The organism is Desulfobulbus sp., assembly GCF_031547805.1.
Taxonomy (GTDB): Bacteria; Desulfobacterota; Desulfobulbia; order Desulfobulbales; family Desulfobulbaceae; genus Desulfobulbus.
On record NZ_JAVBRQ010000049.1, the window covers coordinates 1 to 15242 of the forward strand.

General features: G+C 60.7%; 18 protein-coding genes. 4 read left to right on the forward strand and 14 right to left on the reverse strand.

The features are described 5' to 3' along the window. The first annotated feature begins 192 nt into the window (after positions 1 to 192). The 4 genes from RMR13_RS14785 to RMR13_RS14800 all read left to right on the forward strand — a co-directional run bounded on the left by RMR13_RS14785 (position 193) and on the right by RMR13_RS14800 (position 3337). A complete protein-coding gene (locus tag RMR13_RS14785; protein WP_310601395.1) occupies positions 193 to 579 on the forward strand; it encodes an MFS transporter in 387 nt (128 codons plus the stop codon). 533 nt (positions 580 to 1112) lie between these two features. Next, on the forward strand, positions 1113 to 1907 hold the full coding sequence (locus RMR13_RS14790) for an ATP-binding cassette domain-containing protein (RefSeq protein ID WP_310601396.1): 795 nt from the start codon (positions 1113 to 1115) through the stop codon (positions 1905 to 1907). Further along, entirely contained in the window at positions 1904 to 2452 is a 549-nt protein-coding gene (locus RMR13_RS14795; protein WP_310601397.1) for a metal-dependent transcriptional regulator, read from the forward strand. Before RMR13_RS14790 ends, RMR13_RS14795 begins: the two co-directional genes overlap by 4 nt. 201 nt (positions 2453 to 2653) lie before the next feature. Continuing rightward, positions 2654 to 3337: an HD-GYP domain-containing protein gene (locus tag RMR13_RS14800; RefSeq protein WP_310601398.1), complete on the forward strand. Its 684-nt coding sequence runs from the start codon at positions 2654 to 2656 to the stop codon at positions 3335 to 3337. 294 nt (positions 3338 to 3631) lie between these two features. Here the strand turns inward: RMR13_RS14800 and RMR13_RS14805 are convergent, their stop codons facing one another. The 14 genes from RMR13_RS14805 to RMR13_RS14870 form a co-directional block, all read right to left on the reverse strand. Beyond that, positions 3632 to 3904, reverse strand: coding sequence for an HU family DNA-binding protein (locus tag RMR13_RS14805; protein ID WP_310601399.1), 273 nt, complete (start codon positions 3902 to 3904; stop codon positions 3632 to 3634). 38 nt (positions 3905 to 3942) lie between these two features. Beyond that, entirely contained in the window at positions 3943 to 4362 is a 420-nt protein-coding gene (locus tag RMR13_RS14810; protein ID WP_310601400.1) for a hypothetical protein, read from the reverse strand. Next, entirely contained in the window at positions 4359 to 6503 is a 2145-nt protein-coding gene (locus RMR13_RS14815; protein WP_310601401.1) for a heavy metal translocating P-type ATPase, read from the reverse strand. Before RMR13_RS14815 ends, RMR13_RS14810 begins: the two co-directional genes overlap by 4 nt. Continuing rightward, complete coding sequence (locus RMR13_RS14820) at positions 6500 to 6754, reverse strand: hypothetical protein (RefSeq protein WP_310601402.1); 255 nt, start codon at positions 6752 to 6754, stop codon at positions 6500 to 6502. The genes RMR13_RS14815 and RMR13_RS14820 overlap by 4 nt, the downstream gene beginning before the upstream one ends. Before the next feature lie 31 nt (positions 6755 to 6785). Continuing rightward, positions 6786 to 7121 carry a hypothetical protein gene (locus RMR13_RS14825; protein WP_310601403.1) on the reverse strand — a complete coding sequence of 112 codons (336 nt, stop codon included), beginning with the start codon at positions 7119 to 7121 and terminating at the stop codon, positions 6786 to 6788. Positions 7122 to 7176: 55 nt separating this feature from the next. Further along, positions 7177 to 7623 (reverse strand): flavodoxin, encoded by a 447-nt coding sequence (locus RMR13_RS14830; RefSeq protein WP_310601404.1) that lies wholly within the window; start codon positions 7621 to 7623, stop codon positions 7177 to 7179. Positions 7624 to 7676: 53 nt separating this feature from the next. Then, complete coding sequence (locus tag RMR13_RS14835) at positions 7677 to 8033, reverse strand: hypothetical protein (RefSeq protein ID WP_310601405.1); 357 nt, start codon at positions 8031 to 8033, stop codon at positions 7677 to 7679. A gap of 53 nt (positions 8034 to 8086) precedes the next feature. Then, entirely contained in the window at positions 8087 to 9331 is a 1245-nt protein-coding gene (locus tag RMR13_RS14840; protein WP_310601406.1) for a DUF2325 domain-containing protein, read from the reverse strand. Between the two features lie 123 nt (positions 9332 to 9454). Further along, complete coding sequence (locus RMR13_RS14845) at positions 9455 to 10834, reverse strand: LbtU family siderophore porin (RefSeq protein WP_310601407.1); 1380 nt, start codon at positions 10832 to 10834, stop codon at positions 9455 to 9457. Positions 10835 to 11178: 344 nt separating this feature from the next. Continuing rightward, entirely contained in the window at positions 11179 to 11403 is a 225-nt protein-coding gene (locus RMR13_RS14850; RefSeq protein ID WP_310601408.1) for a FeoC-like transcriptional regulator, read from the reverse strand. A gap of 6 nt (positions 11404 to 11409) precedes the next feature. Beyond that, the gene (gene feoB, locus RMR13_RS14855; protein ID WP_310601409.1) at positions 11410 to 13782 is read right to left on the reverse strand and encodes a Fe(2+) transporter permease subunit FeoB; all 2373 of its coding nucleotides are present in this window, start codon (positions 13780 to 13782) and stop codon (positions 11410 to 11412) included. 2 nt (positions 13783 to 13784) lie between these two features. Then, positions 13785 to 14018: a FeoA family protein gene (locus tag RMR13_RS14860; protein WP_310601410.1), complete on the reverse strand. Its 234-nt coding sequence runs from the start codon at positions 14016 to 14018 to the stop codon at positions 13785 to 13787. Between the two features lie 2 nt (positions 14019 to 14020). Beyond that, the gene (locus tag RMR13_RS14865; RefSeq protein WP_310601411.1) at positions 14021 to 14299 is read right to left on the reverse strand and encodes a FeoA family protein; all 279 of its coding nucleotides are present in this window, start codon (positions 14297 to 14299) and stop codon (positions 14021 to 14023) included. A gap of 438 nt (positions 14300 to 14737) precedes the next feature. After that, positions 14738 to 15091: a transposase gene (locus RMR13_RS14870; protein WP_310601412.1), complete on the reverse strand. Its 354-nt coding sequence runs from the start codon at positions 15089 to 15091 to the stop codon at positions 14738 to 14740. Positions 15092 to 15242: the final 151 nt, after the last annotated feature.

A 15242-nucleotide genomic window follows, 5' to 3' on the forward strand; every position in this document is an offset into this window, starting at 1 on the left:
GATTCGACGATCGCCCAGAATGCATCCGAAATTTCCCAGGTTTTGATGCGTGCCATTTCTGCCTCCATTGCTTGATTTTCAACGGAATATGAGCCAATGGCGGGAAAAATGCGAGTAATTTATTCGTAGATAAACACTAAACCTTCCTTTTCGGACGAATCAACCCGGTGGTACACTTTTACTTCGCCATAAATGGCACATTTTTTCATTGCCATTAACAGCATCCCCCTGCTTTTTTGCGGATATATTGCCTATGGCCTTTTCTATCTGGGCATGGGTGGCGTGGGCGACAATCTTGTTTCGCTGTTGCTGCTGTTCGGGCTGTACGGCCTGTTCATGGGTGCCACGGAAGGGGTGGAAAAGGCCTTTGTGGCGGATCTCGTCCCAGAGGAACGCCGTGGCACCGCTTACGGCTGGTTCAACCTGGTGGCGGGCATCCTGCTCCTGCCGGCTTCGATGCTGTTCGGGCTGTTCTATCAAAGCGTCTCGCCTGGCTGCGCGTTTCTCTTCTCCGGCGGCTGCTCTCTGCTGGCCGCAACGCTGCTCCGGCTGTACGTGATGCCGGCATGGACGAAATAACCTTTCGGCATAACATGGGCGCAGTGCTTTTCCGCGCCCGTCGCCGCCATCCGGTCCGTCTTTTGACGCATCCGAATCAAACCGTAAGCGCCACTCCTTTTTTCGTCCCTGCCGGCAACTGAGCGGCGGCGCGACGCTCCTCGTTTTCCGCCCGAAGCATTGCCGCTTCAACGTGATGGGACGGCTTGCCCCACGGGCAGGCCAGATCGGTTGCCCATCGCTGCCGCTCGTCCCTCCTTGTCCTCATCCATATTCCGTCGCCCTTCTCACCTGTTGCCGATCTTTGTTTCCGCTTCCCCGGCATGATCGCGTTTTTTCGCCCGCAATCAAGGAAAATGCACAAAATGATGTTGACGCCCGGCTCACATTCATTTACCCTTTATTTATTAGACTAAACTAAAACGATCCGGCCAAGTGGTGCCGGAAGGATCGGCATCGCCATGAAACACCAGGCATCGAGCAATCGCAGCGCTTTTGGACCCAACCGAAAAAAAAGCATCCGGAGAACAAACCCCGCATCAACGGATTCGATCATGCGGCAAGCGCCCTCCGAGGCGAGCATCCGTGGCATCGGCCTGACCGTGGCCTGCGGCAATACAACCATCTGCGAGCATCTGCATTTTGCCGTTCCCCGGGGAGCCGTTTCCGTGCTCGCCCCCCGCGACGCCCTGGGCAAGGCGGCACTGCTCAACCTGCTGGCGGGCAGAAACCGGCCCCTTGCCGGCCTGTGCCTGGTCGAGGGCCACGAGGCGCATAATCTGCCGCTGGCGGCCAAGCAAAAGATCGGCATTCTCGAAAACGTCGATCGCATCCACGAGGTCATGACCATCGGACAAACGGCCCTATTCTTCAGCGGCTGCCATGCCGAATGGCGCGGCGAGATCTACGACCGGCTGACCGACGGCTTCGGCGTCTCCAGGCGGGTGAAGATCAGCAACCTGCCAAACCACCAGCGCGCGCTGATGGCCCTGGCCATTCTCCTGGCCCGGAACCCGGACCTGCTTGTCCTAGACGATTGGATCACCACCTTCGGCGGCCCCACCAGGGCCATTGTCTACGACGCCATCCGCCGGCATGGCGCCCAAACCGGCAAGACCACGCTGCTGGTCGGCCATCATGCCGGCCTGACCCCGGATCTGATCGATTACCTGATCCTGATGGGCCATTCCACCTCGCTGACCATTCCCACCGCCGGCCTGCTCGGTGCCGATGGCGCGGATTCCGAAGGTGCCGGCCATGCGGACAGCCATCTCTTTGCAGCTCAGCCCCGACATCCGTCTCGGGAACCGACACCGCAAACGCCACCGCAACGGGGCAAAACACCATGACGAGCGAGCAGGAAGCACTCAGCAGCAGTTTGGAGGATTACCTGGAAACGATCTATCTGGTCGCCAGGGAACAGGGCGCGGCCCGCAGCAAGGACATCATCGGCCGGCTGTCGGTCAGCGCGGCCTCGGTGACCGAGGCGCTGCGGGCGCTCGACTCCCGCGGCCTGGTCAACTATGCCCCCTACGCCCTCATCACCCTGACGCCCAAAGGCGAGATCCGGGCCCGCGAGATCCTCCACCGTCATGAAACCCTGCGCGATTTCTTTGTCGAGGTGCTCGGCGTCGATCCAAGGGTCGCCGACAGCGGGGCCTGCCGGATTGAGCATGTGATCAGCGACGAGATTCTCGACAGCATGATCACCTACACCGCCACGGTTCGGGAGACGAACCGGCCGGCAGCCGGCGACTTTGCCGCCGAAACGAACGGGCGGGCAAAGGCTTTGCCGGGGAGGGCCAACATCAAAGTCCCTGGCGGCAAACGGCTCCGGGTCGCGGCCGGCAGCGCTTCATCCGCTTCATTGGCATCGCTGCCGGAAAACACCTGACCCGATGGCGCCCCGCCGCCTCGTCCCCATCCGTGACCGCACCCGTCCCGGCCCTCTTGGCCCCGAGACGGTATTCAGCTTCGAGCGTCCCTTCTCCCCAACCTGGGCCTGCGGGATCGGCCGCATGCGCCCGGCCGGCGCACTCTCCTTGTCTTCCCGACTTGCAACAGACGGGCAACACCGATACCGGAGTAGAGGTTCATGATTACCTTTGACGATATCGATTTCCACCTGTTCATCGAAAGCCTGACCCGCACCATTGAGCTCAAAGACATGTACACGGCCGGCCATTCGCGGCGGGTTTCCGAGATCGCCGAGCACTTCTGCCGGGTATGGGGGCGGTCGGAACGGGAGTGCGAGTATCTGCACGTGATCGGCCATGTGCATGATATCGGCAAGATCGGCATCGCCGACGGTATTCTGATGAAATCGGGCAACCTGCTGCCGGCGGAACATCTTCTGATGCAGCAGCATACGGTGATCGGCGCTTCGATCTTCGAGAACCTGCCCGGCCTGGGCAGGATGGGGGAAATCATCCGCCACCATCACGAACGATTCGACGGCAAGGGCTATCCGGACGGGTTGAAAGGCGAGGTCATTCCCCTGGAATCGATGATCATCGCCCTTGCCGACTCCTACGACGCCATGACCACCTACAGGCCCTACAAGGCCGCCTTGACCGAGGAACAGGCCTTCGAGGAAATCCGCCGCAACCGGGGCACCCAGTTCCATCCCGAACTCTGCGATCTGTTTCTCGATCTCCTGGAGCGTCATCCTCGGGGAAAGCCCAATCCTCAGCCTCCTTTGGCCACGGCCGGCCGCTCTTCTTCCAACCCGCGCCTGCACCGGCCGTCCCTCTCTTTTCCCGTGGCCGTCCAGGAATAGCCTCCGCGGCACCCTGCGGCGCCGATGTTGCGGCAAGCGCATTTCCGGAGGGTGTTGCCAGCGAGTGCAGAGGAAGCGATTTTCCCGCCGCCATGCCCGGAGGTAAGGACGCTCGGGGAGCATGCGAGCAGAACATGGCGGCGGGAAAACCAAGGGATAAAAAAATCAGGCGGTGCTCTCCACCGCCTGAAATCAAAAGTATTCCGCTTCTATCGGCGCAAACCGTCGCCGCACAGCCAAGGGGGTCAGGTTGCCGAATTCGGCGTCGGTAAAGCGGGCGGCTGGGCGCCGCCCTCACTGCACCGCCTTGGTCAATCGCAAACCGGCCTTGAATTTGATCGCCTTGTGGGAGGGGATGCGGATCATCTCGCCGGAATGGAGGCTGCGGGTTTCCCTGGCGGCCCGAACCGGCGCGGAAAATGTTCCGAATCCTTTCAATTTCACGATCCCGTCGTCGGCAAGGGCGGCGGTGATCGTCTCCAGGAAACATTCCAGGACATTGTGCAAGGCATGTTTGCTCAAGCCGCATTCCTGGGCCATCTTTTCAATCAGTTCTCCTTTGTTCATCGTCTTCTCCATGGTGCGATGCATTGGTACGGGATCGATCATTTCCACAGCCGCCTCCGGTACACCCAGAGATGGCGGGAGAGGCAGGCCAGGAAGATACCGCCGGCAAGGATATGCCCGCCTTCGCGGCGCAAGGCCGCCAGGCCCAGGGTGGCAAGCAGCGATCCGGTCATTCCACGCTTGACCGCCGTCATCGACGGCCAGCAACAGAGGCCGTTCTGGCGTTTGGGCGCGCTGGCGGCCCGGTCGCAGGAACCGGCCTGCAACAGGGCCAGGACTTCGCCAGAACATGTTTGTTCGGTGAATTCGATCAAAGTGGTGCCGGATCGGGGCGAATGGCTCAGGGTGGCGGAAGGGGCAACCGCGCCAATCTGGCGCAGAAGTTGTGCCAATTCCTCCGAGCCAGGGGGCCGGGAATGCCGCAGACGGATGCGGCCGGGCAAGGCATGAGTGATCATTGCGCACCTCCGATAAAATCGGACCCGGAAGGGGATCCTATGGCGGGCAGTTTATAGGGTCTGAGCGCGTTGGCCGCCACCGCCACGGTGGCCGAATTGTGCAGGAAGGCCCCGAGGGCCGGAGAGGTCAAGCCGAACAATCCCCCCAGCAAAAACAGGGTGTTGGTACCGACGATAAAGGCGAAATTGCGCTGTACCCGGGTCAGGGTCGCGGTGGCCAACGAGCGGAGCAAGGGAAGCGTCACCAACTCGTTTTCGGTCAGGACGATGTCGGCGGCGTCGCGGGCCATGTCGGCGCCGCGGCGCATGCAGCAGCCCACCGAGGCCTCGGCCAGGGCGGCGGCATCGTTGAGCCCGTCGCCCACCATGGCCACCACGTGGCCCTGGTTTTTCAAGTCGCAGACAAAACGGAACTTGTCGTCCGGCAGGACCTGGGCCACCCATTCGGTGATGCCCAACTCCCGCGCCATGCGTTCGGCCATGCCGTCCAGATCGCCGGTAAGCATGATGATCCGCTTGACGCCCATGGCGCGCAGGCTGGCGATGACCTGCGCCGCCTCCGGCCGGGGCGGATCATCCAGGGCAAAACCGGCCAGCAATTCGCCGCCCATGGTCAGGTACAAGATGGTGTGGCCCAGTTCGTTCCAGCGGTCGATGTGCGATGCCAGGGGGGCCAGATCCACGCCCTCGTCCTCCTCGACAAAATGGCGGCTGCCGAGCAGAACGCGGTGGCCGTCCAGGCAACTGGCAACCCCGTGGGCAGTGACATACTCGACCATGGCATGGCGCTCGGCATGCTCCAACCCCTCGGCCGCGGCCTGGCGCACCACCGCCTTGGCCACGGGATGGGGAAAGTGCTCTTCCAGGCAGGCGGCGAGCCGCAGGGCCTCGTTCCGATTCCAGCCGTTGCAGGGCGCGATCTCCTTGACGCTCGGCGCGGCCATGGTCAGGGTGCCGGTCTTGTCGAAGACAAAGACATCGGCCTTGGCCAGATCCTCGAGATGCCGCCCGCCACGGACGGCGGCCCCCACCGACGCGGCCTGCCGCATGGAGGAGAGAATGGCCAACGGCGTGGCCAGCTTGATGGCGCAGGAATAGTCGACCAGCAGCACCGAGGCGGCCCGGCGGGGATCGCCGGTGACCAGGAAGACCAAACCCGCCAGCAGCAGGGAAAACGGCGCCAGCCTGCTGGCCAGCTGCTCCGCCTGCCCCTGGATGGAGGCCTTGCGCTGCTCGGCATCGTGTAGCAGCAGCATGGTTCGGCGCCACACCGTCTTGTCGCCGTCCTCGGTGGCTTGGATGAGCAGTTCGCCCTCCTCCAGCAGCGAGCCGGCAAAAACCGCCTTGCCCACCCGTTTATCCTGCAGCTTGGCCTCGCCGCTCATCAGGCTCTGGTCCACCAGGCCTTCCCCTTCCATGACCACTCCGTCGGCCGGAATGAAGCTGCCCTGGCGGACCACCACCATGTCGCCGGCGCGCAGGGTCGAGGCATCCACCTGCTGCTCCGTTTCGCCCAGACGCAGGTTGGCTTTGATCGAATGCCTGGCCAGGGAGTCGGCCAGACTCGCCTCGGACCGCTTTTTAGTCCAGCTTTCGAGGAATTCGCCCAGGCCGAGCAGGACGGTGATGGTGGTGAGGGTGCGGAAATCGCGGCGGACGATGCACAGGCCGATGGCCGCCGCATCGAGCACGTCGATGTCGAGCAGTCCCCGCGCCAGGCTGGCCAGGCCCTTGCGCAGGCGCGGCCAGGCCGTCTTGAAGGCCAGGACTTGCCGCAGCCCCAGCGGCAGCAGCGGCCTGAAAACCAGCGGCAATATCAGCCCGGCCAAGCTGGGAGCGGCCTGGGCCGGCGCCGCCACGGGCATGGCGCCGGCCCCCATTGCCGTTTCCCGGACCAGAGCATCGTACAGGTTCAGCAGCAGGTCGCCGCGGCTGATGACGGCAGGATCGTACAGGACCAGCAGGCTCCTCCCCACAGGAGAGTGATGGGTGGCGAGCACACCGGCCTGGGTTTGAAGCGCGACGCCCCGGGACAAGAGCGCCGCCTCCCGGTTCGAGCCGCCACGCAGCCGCAAACGACCAGGCAAATCGTGGACGATGGAGATGGACACGGGCATGGTTGTCACGATGATCCGGCTCATTCGCCCTTCGGTGCCTGCGAGTCGGCCTTCTCGGTCCGAGCGTGTTCGACTTCGGCCATGAAATCACCGAGATCTTCCTTGGTGCGCTGGATGGCTCCGGCGGCCTTGTCGCGCAGGTCGAGGGCGTTGGCGGTCAGGCCGGCCAGGGCGGGCCGCAGCCCTTCCTTGTTCTTGGACAGGGCCAGGACCGTTAACGAGCCAAGTGCGACGCCGCCGAGGAAGATCAAGAGATTTTGGGTCGATTCGTTCATGAATGTTCTCCTTTCAAAATGATGTGGAGGTTTATTGGGAAGCAAGGCGATCCAGCAGATCGCCAGCCTGCTCCGCGCCGGTGGCGCGGAAAAAAGCATCCACCAGCTGCGGCGGATACAGGTTGTAGTCGTATTCAAGGACCGCGGAACCGGCCAGGGCGTTGAATTTCAAGGCGCGGATGCCGGGCAGCAAAGCCCTGGCCGCAGCCAGTCCCTCGGTGCCGTTTTTGAGCAAGGCGGCCATCGAGGCCGCGTCTTCGGGGTGCAGTTCCAGACGAATGCGGCCGGGCAGGTGATGGGCGACCCGAACCTGCCGGCGCAGGGCAAGCAGAGCGGCGCGGTACAGTTGATAGGTTTGGTCATTCATTGCATGCTCTCCTTGCCGGTCTTGCTTGCGGCCCGCCGGGACTTCGTGCCGATGGTCACGCGTGAGAAGCCACTTCCATGGCCCAATCGACGATCTCGTCCTTCGCGTCCTGCGGGTCGCCGTCGATCCGCAAGGGATCGTTGACCACCACTGCGCCCAGCTCGCCCATCTTCTCCTCGAGCAGATTGACTGCGCCGCAAAAATAGGTGTAGGACGAATCGCCGCAACCAAAGAGCGCGACCTTCTTGCCTTTGAGTTCCGCGCCCCCCATCTCTTCGTAAAACGAGGCGAAATCCTCCTGGAACTCGATTTCGGCATCGCCCCAGGTCGAGGAGCCCAACAGGGTCAGGTCAAAGCCGTTTCCCAATTCGCCGACCTTGGTTCGCGCCACGTCCTGGATGGTGACCTCCATCCCCTGGCGCGCCAGTACTTCGCCGACCTGTTTGGCCACGGTCTCGGTATTGCCGGTGGTGGAACCGTAAACAATCAATGCCTTGGACATATTTTCCTCCAATGGTGGTGGGTGTGAGTGTGCGGCCGGAACGTTTCCGACTCTCAATGCTCGTTGCTACAGCCGCAGTCCTTGCACCGGCCGCAGCAGCCCTTTTTTTTCTTTTCGTAGACAATGACCCGGATGTTGTCCGGACTTAAGTCAAGCCCCTTGGTCCCGGTCAGGTACAGCCGTTCGCACGGCAGGCCCAACCCCTTGAGTTGGTCGGCCAGGGCGCATTTCGAGCTTGGTTCCACGGTGGTGACATTGGCGGTGTGGATGAAGATGTTGCCCCTGCCCTCGTAGAACATGGCGATGGCGCCGGACACCTCCTCGGCGGTCGCGGGTGAGAAGGGGCCATTGAGGTTGATGTGCAGGTTGCCGTTGCGGTAGGCGGCATCCACGGCTTGTTTGCATTTCATGGTATTCTCCTTGGATGGGATGAAATGTGGTGGCATTCCGTCGCGTCGAGCGATCATTGCACGATTTCGCTGAGGCCCTTGGCCAGCGAGGACAAACCGGCGCTGCGCATCAGCACGAACGGTTTCTGGTAGCGTTTGCACATTTTCTTGACGCAGTTGCAGGCATCGTGGCTGACGCAGTCGATGGGACAGAGGACCGCGTCGGCCGCGGTCAGCATTTTCGGCAGCAGGGAGCGCGAGGCCTCCTTGCCGCCGTCGTGATGGATGAAGCGGCCGCCGCATTGCTCGACCAGTTGCCGATAGTGGGGAATCATGTTGTTCAGGCCCCCCACGTAGAGCACAGTTTTACCGCACAAACTCAGGCCGGGGCAGTTGGCGGTGTGCTGGTCGGCGCATTGGCAACAGGGGCCTTCCTCTTGGACGATGTGGCGCATGAGCAGGCCTTCGAGGGTGGATATCTCCCGCGCCTGCTCGGCCTCGTGGTGCTCGAGCCGGCCGCGGATTTGCGCCATCTCCTCCAGTTGCCGCATGGCCGCAGCCACCTGGGCCTTCATCTCGGCGAGCTCGCCGGTCAGTTCGTCGATCCTGCCGCACAAGCCGTTATTGGTCTGCCGCAACTCATCGAGTTCCTGCTGCTGCTCGCCGTGGCCCTTGCCCTCGCGCAATTCCCGGAGCAGGTTGTGCAATCCCGCCGCTTCCTGCCGCAGCCTGGTGTTTTCCGACTCCACGGCCCGCTGTTGGCCGATCGTTTGTTGCAGCTGGTCGATCTCCCCGCGCAGCGTCCGTTTTTCCCGGCGGTAATGCTGGCGTTCGGAGCCCAGCACTTCCTCCAGCATGGCAAGCCGGGTCCGCAGCCGGTCGCCTTGTTGCCGCTCGCGGTGATGGTTGTTCAAGGTGTCGTGGCCGAGCATGTGCAGCTCACCGTACAGCCGGCTGACCAGGTTCAGCGAGGCGGCGGGGTGAATGAGCACCGACCACCAGGCGGTATCCAGCCGCCCCTCCGCCATGTCCTCGCGCCACATTTCCTTTATTTCCAAGTCGGTTGCGGCCCGTTGGTATTTCCGGGCCCGCCCCTGGTATTTTTTGGCCAGGTATTTGTGCAACGCCTTGCTCTGGGCACCTTCCCGGTCGGAGATGCGGATGAATTCGGCATGCAGCTGGTAGTCGTCATGGCCGGGCCCGATGGCAAAAATCCGTTCCTTGGCCAGAGTCCGCAACTCGGCTCTGGTCAAACAGGTCCCGATCAACGAGCATTTGTAGCACGATTCGATTTCCCAGATTTTTTTGGCTCGCAACATGTTCGACTCCCTATGAACGCTCCGTTTAGGAGTTATATATTAAGTTAGAAAAACCTAATTCAAATCCCCTAAAAAAACTCCCGACTCGACCGCCATTCGGGAGTTTGCCCCTCGTCCGATCCGTTAAAACTCGTAACTCAGCCTGGTGGTGAAACCATAGCCGTTATTGCCGGTACCGCCGTCTGCAAGGTCATAGTCCTTGTCGTGAAAGTATTCGAAGGTCAAGGTGGTGCCGTCGAAAATCCCGAACGAGGCCGCGCCGATATATCGCTGCTCGGGCAATTCCAAGGCCACTGCTTCCCAGGAACGTTGATAGCCGATGGCAAAGACGGTTGCCTTGTCGAAAATGGACGTGGTGTAGGCCAGTTCGGTGTTCCAGGCCGCGGGTTCGGCACCGACCGCGCCATAGGCCACTTCGCTGACATCGAAGCTGTCCAGGGCGGTGATGTATTCGGTGTTCATCGAGAACGCCTTGTACCGGCCGTTGAAATTGAGACTGAGGCCGGGCACTTGGTCGACCAGGGAATAGACTTCCGGCTTGGTGCCGTCGGCATTGCTTTCCAGGTAATCCGAGGTGCTGTTGGCGTCGGCGATGTTGTTCACCCAGGCGGCCGCGGCATGCCAGCCGACATCGTCCCGCTCGTACGTATAGGCCAGCGAGGCACCGAAACCGTTGATGGTGTCGTTGTCGGCATCGGCCGGATCGCTCCCATCGTTCATGCCGTTGTAACTGAACACCGAGGCGGTGAAGCCGTTTTTCTCGTAGCCGGCAATGACGCCCGCGCCGTTGATCTCGCCCAGGGTTTGGGTCAACGGATCCTGAATCATGTTGGTGGTGAACTCGCCGAAGGGCGCGTAGATCTTGCCGCCGGTGAGAAAGAAGGGAAAGTCCTCGGTCTTGCCCAGGGTGACATGGGCCTCGTCGATATACAGGTCTTCGTTGCCTTCGGTGCCATCGTACTCGAGCACGATCTTGCCGGTGGCCCAATCCGTAACCTTGATGTCAAGGATCAGGTCAACGGTGTCGAGCACGAATTCGCTGGAATGGTCGCCTTGAAAATCCTTGCCCAGCTTGTAATCCCCCTCGATGATACCACTTAGGCTGACGAACTCGTTGATGCCCGGACCGCGGCTTTTCTCCTTCTCCTCGATTGCGCGGGCAACCTCTTCCTCAATGGCTTTTTTATTGGCGGCCGGCATGGAAACGCCGCCCATGCTGACCATTTCGCCAGTTCCCGCGGCACTGCTTTTCTCTTGCACCTGACGGGTGACTTCCTTCTCGATGGCGGCCTTGTTGGCGGCCGGCTGCGCCTGCACGTTCTTTTCCATCTCGTTCAGGCGCCGGTTGAGCTGCTGGTTCTGCCGCAGCAACTGCTGCACCTGCTGTTTGAGTTGTTCGATTTCATCGGCAGAGGAAGACGCCGCCTGGACAGGAAGAACGGGCAGCAGGCAAAAAACGCCCGCCGCCGCCAGGGCAATGCTTCGGTTGAATCCTTTGATCATGGTGTTCCGCTCCTTAAGATTGTTTTTTTGCATTACGATTACCCCGACTTCAGCCGGATTCCCTCTCTGGAAATCGATCGTGTTTTGACGCTGCACAAGTCGGTTGATACAACGAGATTTCTCACTGCATTCGAGATGGCAAGGCACCTCGGATTGTCATTGTGTCCAACTTTCCTCACTTGTCGTTTCGACGAGCCCAGCAAGGAAAAATCCGCATACATTGCAACCAAGCGATGCCCGGGAGGAGATCGGCTGCATTGCAGTGGCAATCGGATTTCAAAGCGCCACAGAAGTCTCGCCTTGCCCCTTGCCCGCCCTCCGCAAGGCAGGGACGAGGAAGGCCTTCACTCGACCCATTCATACACCTCGATGGTAGCCGGGTCGCATTTGCAACAGCCCTTGCAGCCGGTGGCGGCATCTCCCGTCCGCTTGCGGACCTTGCCCTTTTTCATCCAAATGTCGAGCAGAGGCCGAATCGAATCGGCCTCGGTCTGAAAATGGAACGCCAGGTCCTGCAGGGGAACGATCTTGCGCATGCGCAGATACTGCTTGACGGTAATCAGGTCCATGGGGCGTCATCCTTGCCGCACGGCCTGCGGCACCGCACCGGCGGAAACGATTGCGGCCACCTGGGCCTGACGCCGTCTGGCATCGCTGATCAGCTTCAGGATCAAAATCACCGCGGCCACGGCAACGAGATCGGCGGCGATCACCACGGTCGAATAGCCGGGGTGGGCGCTGAAATTGGCCGCCTGATAAAAGAGGGTCGAGGCGATAAAGGCCAGGAAGGTGGTCCAGAAACCGGCAAAGAGTGTCCAGGCCAGATTGGTTTCCCGATAAACCGCGGCAATGGCGGCGCTGCACGGAAAATAGAGCAGGACGAAAAGCAGGTAGGCAAAAGCCGCGCTCTGGCTGCCGAACAGCTGCACCATGGAGCCGAAGGTGGCGACATTGACCTCCTGCGCCTCCGCCGCCGCGGTGGTGTCGCTGACATCGCCGATGGACAGGCCGAGGGGATCGGCCAGGGTGTCGACAACCCCCAGCAGGTTCTCGGGGATGGTGGCAAAGGCACCGGTAATGCCTCCCCAGAAATCAAATGCCTCTTTTTCCTCTGCCGCCTTGTCCGAGTCCGCCTGCTGGTCCATGCGCGCATACAGGGCATCCAGGGTGCCGACCACGGCCTCCTTGGCAAAGATGCCGGTGAAAATGCCTACCGTGGCGGGCCAGTTGGCCTCGGTCACGCCCAGCGGAGTCAGGGCCGGGGTGATGATCTTGCTGGTGGCGGCCAGCACCGACTTGTCGGTATTCTCGTTGCCGAAGGTGCCGTCGGTCCCCAGCGAATTGAAGATGGACAGGACCATGATCACCGGGATGAGCACCTTGCTGGCCCGGAACAAAAAGGCCTTGAGTCGGTCGTAGGTCCGCAGCAGAATCGAGCGGATCGAGGGGAGATGGTAGGGTGGCATTTCCATGATGAACGGTGTGGCCTCGCCCTTGAGCAGGGTGTTTTTCAAGATCAGACCCGTGAGCACGGCAAAGCCGATGCCGATCAAGTAGAGCAAAAACACCAGGTTCTGGCCGCCGGTGGGAAAGAAAGCGGCGGCGAACAGGGCATAGACCGGCAGGCGGGCTCCGCAGGACATGAAGGGGTTCATCATAACGGTCAGGGTGCGGTCGCGCTCGTTTTCCAGGGTGCGGGTGGCCATGATCGCCGGCACGCCGCAGCCGAATCCGACCAGCATCGGCACGAAGGCCTTGCCCGGCAGGCCGATGAAGCGCATGAACCGGTCCATGACAAAGGCCGCCCGGGCCATGTAGCCGGAATCCTCGAGAAAGGAGAGGCAGAGAAACATGAAGCCGATCGGCGGGATGAAGGTGGCCATGGTCTGGATGCCGACGCCGATGCCCTTGGCCAGGACGGTGATCAGCCATTCCGGCGTGTGCAGGCTGGCGAGCAGCACGCCGAAACCGTCGACGAAAAGAGTGCCGGCCAGTTGATCGAAAAAGTCGATAAAGGCGCCCCCCAGGTTGATGGTGACGATGAACATCAGGTACATGGCCACCAAAAAGATGGGGATGCCGAACACCCGGCTGAGCACCACCCGGTCGATGCGATCCGACAGGGTCCGGCTGGCCTGTCCCTGCTTTTTGACCAGATCGCGAATCAGCCAGGAAACGAAACCGTACCGGGCCGAGGCAATGACGATATCGGCCTCTTCTTCCATCTCCTGCTCGATGCGCATCCGCATGGCGTCTATTTTGCGCCGCATCGCCTCGTCCAACGGGACATAGGAGGATGCCAGGGGATCGTCTTCCAGCAACTTGAGCGCCAGCCATTCGGGATCGATCTTCTTGACGGCGCAGGCATCGCGGAGATCGAGGGCCAAGGCTTCCCGCGCCAGTTGCACCGGTTCCGGGTAGATCAATTCCGCCACCTGAGTCGGCCCGGCTTCCGCTGCGGCGAGAATCGCCGCCTTGAGCTCGTCGACCCCTTTATTTTTCGCCGCGGTCAGACCGACGACCGGGCAACCGAGCCGTTCGGCCAGCCCGGCCACGTCGATGGCCAGCTTCCGCTCTTCGGCCATGTCCATCATGTTGAGGGCAACGATCAAGGGTACGTCCATCTCCAGCAGCTGGCTGGAGAGATACAAATTGCGTTCGATGTTGGAGGCGTCCACGATGTTGACGATCAGGTCGGCCTGGCGCGACAGCACGAAATCGCGGGCCACCTGCTCATCCACGCTCGAAGCGGCGAGCGAATAAATGCCGGGGGTGTCGATCACCTCGACTTTCACCCCCTGGACCTGGTACCAGCCGGTCTTGCGATCGACCGTGACACCGGGCCAGTTACCGACCTGCTGCTTGGCCCCGGTCAGGCAGTTGAACAAGGTGCTTTTGCCGCAGTTGGGATTGCCGACGATTCCGATCGTCAATGTTTGCTTCTTCATGATCAGGCCTCCCGTACCAACAGCGATTTGGCTTCGTCCCGGCGCAGGCTGAGACTGAAATCGCGCACCGCTATTTCCACGGGGTCGCCCATGGGCGCGACCCGAACCACCTTGAACGGGGTGCCCTTGAGCAGGCCCATGGCCAACAGTTTCTGGCGATAGGCGTTGTTTCCCTTGACGAACCCGACAACCGTACCGGCTTGCCCCACTGCAATTTCACTGAGTGTTTTTTCCATGCTCATGCCTTGATCACGTTTATTTTGTGGGCCATGCCGCCGCCGAGACCGTAGCGACACCCCGCCTTTTCAATCAACACCGCGCCATTGTCCTGCTTGCGCACCACCAGGATCTCGTCCTCGAGATTGATCCCCATGCTGAGCAGGCGTTCACGCATGAGGCCGCCACCGTTGAGGCTGACAACCTTGACCTTCTCCCCTTCGCTTGCAAGCACGAGAGGGTAGGAAGGGGCCTGTTTTTTCTCTGCCTCCGGGAGGCAACCGCTTGAGGTCTGATCCATAATCGATGCACAAGAATTATCTACGAGTTATCAGAATACAACTTAGTTAGCAGTTCCTAAATTAGAAGACCCTAATACATTGCAGCGATTCTAAAGTCAACGCTTTTTTTACGTGTTCTTGTGCCCGGCCCGCACAAAACCCCGCCGGCAAGGCGGTTATCATCTTGCACGCAGGCAGCGAACACTGGCCGCTCCGATTGGCGAAGCGATCAACACCGCGATGTTTTTCTGTGTCTTGGTTCAGCGGGAATAGGACAATCCTGCCGTTTATGATACACCATCATGAACGGAGGGAAGTCCATGCGAAAGAAGCGTCACAACTACAGCCCTGAAGAGAAGGTCTTTATCCTGAAACGGCATCTGGTTGGTCGAGAGGTGGTTTCTGATCTATGCGACGAATACCGACTGCAGCCGAAGATTTTTTGGCTCTTCGTCGAATCAAGTGGATTTGAGTAGATTTTGTACACGTGCAGCCAGCAAATAGATCATGCTGATGAAGGTATCGTCGTTTCTATACCCCCTGGCCCTGCATTTGGCTGCTTGGAAGATGCCGCCCGGCGCTTCTATCCTGGCGTTGTTGAGGCCTGAAGCCCATCGTGCCAAGATGGCATCGCGATGCGTCTTTACTGTTTTCAGCGCCTTGCGGACGGGTTTGAGGAGCCCGATATCCGCAACCAGCTCCATAGCAATGTTGATGAAATTGGTCAGTCGCCATTGTGCGCCTCGCATCGAAGTGGCCTTGCGTACCCATCGAAGCATCTCCTTGATGCGCCATGCCTTGGAGGTCCACACTCAGGACAAGCTCAAGTTTCTGAGTTGAGTTAACTTGCCGTTATTATGTTTGTACTGCGGGCTAACCTTTTCCCTGTTTGCAGGATATCAACGGCAAAGTCCATGACTGCATCAACAAGGGCAAGCACTGCATCTTCGGTGATGGCGCCGG

Coding starts and splice junctions, on each gene's coding strand:
- RMR13_RS14820 (WP_310601402.1), bottom strand. CDS start 6,754: ATGAACGAATCGACCCAAAATCTCTTGATCTTCCTCGGCGGCGTCGCA.
- RMR13_RS14840 (WP_310601406.1), bottom strand. CDS start 9,331: ATGTTGCGAGCCAAAAAAATCTGGGAAATCGAATCGTGCTACAAATGC.
- RMR13_RS14795 (WP_310601397.1), top strand. CDS start 1,904: ATGACGAGCGAGCAGGAAGCACTCAGCAGCAGTTTGGAGGATTACCTG.
- RMR13_RS14785 (WP_310601395.1), top strand. CDS start 193: ATGGCACATTTTTTCATTGCCATTAACAGCATCCCCCTGCTTTTTTGC.
- RMR13_RS14790 (WP_310601396.1), top strand. CDS start 1,113: ATGCGGCAAGCGCCCTCCGAGGCGAGCATCCGTGGCATCGGCCTGACC.
- RMR13_RS14835 (WP_310601405.1), bottom strand. CDS start 8,033: ATGAAATGCAAACAAGCCGTGGATGCCGCCTACCGCAACGGCAACCTG.
- RMR13_RS14815 (WP_310601401.1), bottom strand. CDS start 6,503: ATGAGCCGGATCATCGTGACAACCATGCCCGTGTCCATCTCCATCGTC.
- RMR13_RS14805 (WP_310601399.1), bottom strand. CDS start 3,904: ATGAACAAAGGAGAACTGATTGAAAAGATGGCCCAGGAATGCGGCTTG.
- feoB (WP_310601409.1), bottom strand. CDS start 13,782: ATGAAGAAGCAAACATTGACGATCGGAATCGTCGGCAATCCCAACTGC.
- RMR13_RS14830 (WP_310601404.1), bottom strand. CDS start 7,623: ATGTCCAAGGCATTGATTGTTTACGGTTCCACCACCGGCAATACCGAG.
- RMR13_RS14850 (WP_310601408.1), bottom strand. CDS start 11,403: ATGGACCTGATTACCGTCAAGCAGTATCTGCGCATGCGCAAGATCGTT.
- RMR13_RS14825 (WP_310601403.1), bottom strand. CDS start 7,121: ATGAATGACCAAACCTATCAACTGTACCGCGCCGCTCTGCTTGCCCTG.
- RMR13_RS14865 (WP_310601411.1), bottom strand. CDS start 14,299: ATGGATCAGACCTCAAGCGGTTGCCTCCCGGAGGCAGAGAAAAAACAG.
- RMR13_RS14845 (WP_310601407.1), bottom strand. CDS start 10,834: ATGATCAAAGGATTCAACCGAAGCATTGCCCTGGCGGCGGCGGGCGTT.
- RMR13_RS14810 (WP_310601400.1), bottom strand. CDS start 4,362: ATGATCACTCATGCCTTGCCCGGCCGCATCCGTCTGCGGCATTCCCGG.
- RMR13_RS14860 (WP_310601410.1), bottom strand. CDS start 14,018: ATGGAAAAAACACTCAGTGAAATTGCAGTGGGGCAAGCCGGTACGGTT.
- RMR13_RS14800 (WP_310601398.1), top strand. CDS start 2,654: ATGATTACCTTTGACGATATCGATTTCCACCTGTTCATCGAAAGCCTG.